This is a genomic window from Streptomyces durhamensis (assembly GCF_000725475.1).
Taxonomy (GTDB): Bacteria; Actinomycetota; Actinomycetes; order Streptomycetales; family Streptomycetaceae; genus Streptomyces; species Streptomyces filipinensis.
The window spans coordinates 1-4,339 of sequence record NZ_KL647050.1 but is presented as its reverse complement, the minus strand read 5'-3'; the positions used below and the strand labels follow the sequence as shown (position 1 = coordinate 4,339).

The window sequence follows — 4,339 nt, the reverse complement described above, 5'->3', positions numbered from 1 at the left end:
AGTGGCCGGAGACCGATCACCCGCGCCGGGCCGCCGTGTCGTCCTTCGGCGTCAGCGGCACCAACGCCCACACCATCATCGAACAGGCCCCACCGGCCCCGGCCGAAGAAGCCACCGCCGTCCCGGCCCCGGCCCTCCTGCCGTGGGTGCTCTCCGCCAAGAGCAACGCCGCACTGCGCGAGCAGGCACGACGGCTGCTCGCCTTCGTCCAGGACGGCACGTCACCGGTCGATGTCGGCTTCTCGCTGGCCACCACCCGGAGCGCCCTGCGCCACCGGGCGGCCGTCATCGGCGAGAGCTGTGACGACTTCCGCCGCGAACTGGGCTGCCTGGCCACCGGGACGCCGTCGCCCGGAGTGGTCCAGGGCCGGCCGGGAGGCAAGGTCGGTTTCCTGTTCTCGGGTCAGGGGTCGACGTCGACGCGGAGACGCTGGACCAGACCGGGTGCACCCAGCCCGCGCTCTTCGCGGTCGAGGTGGCGTTGTTCCGGCTGTTGGAGTCGTGGGGCATCAGGCCGGATTACCTGGCTGGTCACTCGGTGGGCGAGATCGCGGCCGCGCATGTGGCGGGTGTGCTGTCGCTGGAGGACGCGGCGAAGCTGGTGTCCGCGCGTGCGGCGCTGATGCAGGCGCTGCCCGCGGGTGGGGCGATGGTCGCCGTCCAGGCGACCGAGGGGGAAGTGCTGCCGCACTTGACCGACGAGGTCGGTATCGCGGCGGTCAACGGTCCCCAGTCGGTCGTCGTCTCCGGTGTCGAGGACGCGGTCGTCGCCGTCGGATTCCCGTCGTTTCGAACCTGACCGGCCGGCTGGCCGAGCCGTACACCCCCGAGTACTGGGTCCGGCACGTGCGTGAAGCGGTCCGCTTCGCCGACGGCCTGCACACCCTGCACGAGCTGGGCGTGACCACGTTCGTCGAGGTCGGCCCCGGCGGCGTCCTCAGCGGTATGGCGCAGGGCTGCCTGGACGAGGCCGTCACCGTGCCCGTCCTGCGGGCCGACCGCCCGGAGCGGCAGGCACTCGTGACGGCCGTGGCCCATCTGCACACGCACGGCGTGTCCGTCGACTGGAACGTGTTCTTCGCCGGCGCGCGGAAGACCGACCTGCCGACCTACGCCTTCCAGCACGAGCGGTACTGGGTCGACATCCCGGAAACCGCTGCCGTCGGCACGGTGGCGGATCCGGTGGACGCGGAGTTCTGGGAGACCGTGGAGCGCGAGGATCTGCGGGCCTTCGCACAGACCCTGGACATCGGGGCAGGGGACGCGTTCAGCGACGTGCTGCCGAGGCTGTCCTCGTGGCGGCGGCAACGCAAGGAACAGTCCACCGTGGACGGCTGGCGCTACGGCGTCACCTGGAAGGCGATACCCGACCCCGCCCCGGAGGGCCCTGCCCGGAAGGGCGTGTGGCTGGTTCCGGTCAGCGCCCCGCGACTCGGCGACGACTGGGTCACCGCCTGCCTCGGCGGCCTGACCGAGCGGGGCCTGGCCCCGCTGCCGGTCCCGGTCGAACCGGCCACGGATCGCGAGGAGCTGACCGCACAGCTCGTCCGAGCGGCCGGTGACGAGACCGTGGCGGGTGTCCTGTCGCTGCTCGCCGTCGACGGCGGGGCCGCCCCGGCGGCCGCCGCACTGACCACAGGTGTCGCGCTGTCCGTCCTGCTCGTCCAGGCCCTGGGCGACGCGGGCATCGGCGCCCCGCTGTGGTGCGCCACCCGCGACGCGGTGGGCGTGAGCACCGCCGACGAGGTGGCCGACCCGTACCAGTCCCAGGTCTGGGGACTGGGCCGGGTGGCGGCGCTGGAGCACGCGCCGCGCTGGGGCGGTCTCGTCGACCTTCCCGGCACGGTCGACGACCGGGTCGCCGGCCGCCTCGCCGCGGTGCTCGGACAGTCGGCCGAGGACCAGGTCGCGATCCGCGACCGTGGGGTGTTCGCGCGGCGCCTGTCGCGGCTGCCCGCAGCCCGGAACGACGGTTCGTGGTCGCCGCGCGGCACCGTCCTGATCACCGGTGGTACGGGTGCGCTGGGCGGGCATGTGGCCCGCTGGCTCGCCGGTGCCGGTGCGGAGCACCTGGTGCTCGCCGGCCGCCGGGGTCCCGACGCCCCCGGCGCGGCCGAACTCAGGGCCGAGCTGGAGGAGGCGGGCGTGCGCGTGACCGTCGCCGCCTGTGACGTGGCCGACCGGGCGGCGCTGGCCGCGCTGCTCGCCGCGCACCCGGTGAACGCCGTGGTCCACACGGCCGGCACCGCCGAGGCGGGCATGCTCGCCGAGACGAGCCTCGGCGACTTCTCGGCGACGGTCGCCGCGAAGACCCTCGGGGCCGTACACCTCCATGAACTGCTCGGCGATCAGGAACTGGACGCCTTCGTCCTGTTCTCCTCCATCTCCGGTGTGTGGGGAGGCGGCGGACAGGCCGCGTACTCGGCCGCGAACGCCTTCCTCGACGGCCTGGCGCAGCACCGGCGGGCCCGGGGCCTCGCCGCGACCGCGATCGCCTGGGGCCCGTGGGGCGAGGGCGGCATGGTCGCCGACGCCGGGGACGAGGAGCGGCTGCGGCAGCGCGGCCTGACCGTGCTGCGGCCGGACCGGGCGATCTCCGCGCTGCACGGTGCGCTGAGCGGCGGGGAAGGCACGGTCACCGTGGCGGACGTGGACTGGGAGCGGTTCGTCGTCCCGTTCACCGTCAGCAGGCCGAGCGCGTTGCTCAGCGACCTGCCCGAGGTCAGGAACGCCCTCGCGGCGGAGCCCGCCGAGCAGTCGGCGAAGCCGTCCGCGCTGCAGGAGAAGCTCTCCGGGCTGTCCGAAGGCGAACGGCAACGCCTGCTCGTGGACACCGTGTGCGCGCACGCGGCGGCCGTACTCGGGCACAGCGGCTCCGCGGCGGTGGAACCGGACCTGCCGTTCCGTGACCTCGGCTTCGACTCCCTGACCGCGGTGGAGCTGCGCAACCTGCTCAGCGCCGACACCGGCCTGACCCTGCCCGCGACGCTGGTCTTCGACCACCCGACGCCCGAGGCGATCGCCCGCCACCTGGGGAGCGAACTCGACGGCGAGACCCGCCCGGACGAGGTGTCGGTCTTCAGCGAGCTCGACCGGCTGGAGTCGTTGATCTCGACGGCCACCTCCGCCGAGGAGACGGTCCGGTCAGGGGTGCGCAGGCGGCTGCAGGAACTGTTGTCCCTGGTGAACACCGCCGGCGGCCAGGGCGCGGAATCCGCCGATGCCGAGCGACAGCTCCAGGACGCGACGGTCGACGACATCTTCGATCTGATCGATCAAGATCTAGAAAATTCCTAGTTCTTGGCGCTCTACCTTTAACGACAGCCGAGGACGGATGAGGCGGATGAGCAGCAACGAAGACAGGCTCCTGGAGTATCTCAAGCGCGTCACCGGAGACCTTCGTCAGGTCCGGGAGCGCCTTCGCGATCGTCGGGATGGCGTGCCGGTATCCGGGCGGGGTGCGTTCGCCCGAGGACCTGTGGCAGCTGGTGGCCTCCGGCGGTGACGCGGTCGGCGAGTTCCCGGCGGACCGGGGCTGGGACGTGGACGGTATCTACGACCCGGACCCGGAGGCGACGGGCAAGACGTACGCGCGCCGCGGTGGATTCCTCTACGAGGCGGGGGAGTTCGACCCGGGGTTCTTCGGGATCAGTCCGCGTGAGACCACGTGGGAGACGTTCGAGCGGGCCGGTATCGACGCGGAGTCGGTGCGCGGCAGCCGTACCGGTGTCTTCGTCGGCTCCGGCTACCAGGACTACGTCAACCTCCTGGTCGGGGTGGGCGGCGAGTCCGACGGCCATCTCGGGACCGGCAACTCCGCCAGTGTGATGTCCGGCCGCATCGCCTACACCTTCGGCCTGGAGGGCCCGGCGGTCACCGTCGACACGGCGTGTTCGTCGTCGCTGGTGGCGCTGCACTGGGCGATCCAGGCGCTGCGCGGCGGCGAGTGCTCGATGGCGCTGGCCGGCGGCGTGCAGGTGATGACCACACCCACCGCGTTCGTGGAGTTCAGCCGGCAACGCGGACTGTCCGCCGACGGCCGCTGCAAGCCGTTCGCCGCCGGGGCCGACGGCACCGGCTGGGCCGAGGGCGTCGGCATGCTCCTGGTGGAGCGGCTGTCCGACGCCCGCCGCAACGGCCACCGGGTGCTGGCCGTCGTACGCGGGAGCGCCGTGAACCAGGACGGGGCGTCCAACGGCCTGACCGCGCCGAACGGCCCCGCACAGCAGCGGGTCATCCGCCAGGCCCTGGCGTCGGCCGGCCTGTCTCCCGCCCAGATCGACGTCGTGGAGGCGCACGGTACGGGGACCCGGCTGGGTGACCCGATCGAGGCGCAGGC

Annotated in this window: 1 pseudogene; it reads left to right on the top strand. The window is 73.0% G+C overall.

Features of this window, described 5'->3' with window-relative positions:
• A pseudogene (locus tag IO33_RS53415) lies at window positions 1-4,339 on the top strand (SDR family NAD(P)-dependent oxidoreductase); the annotation flags it as partial.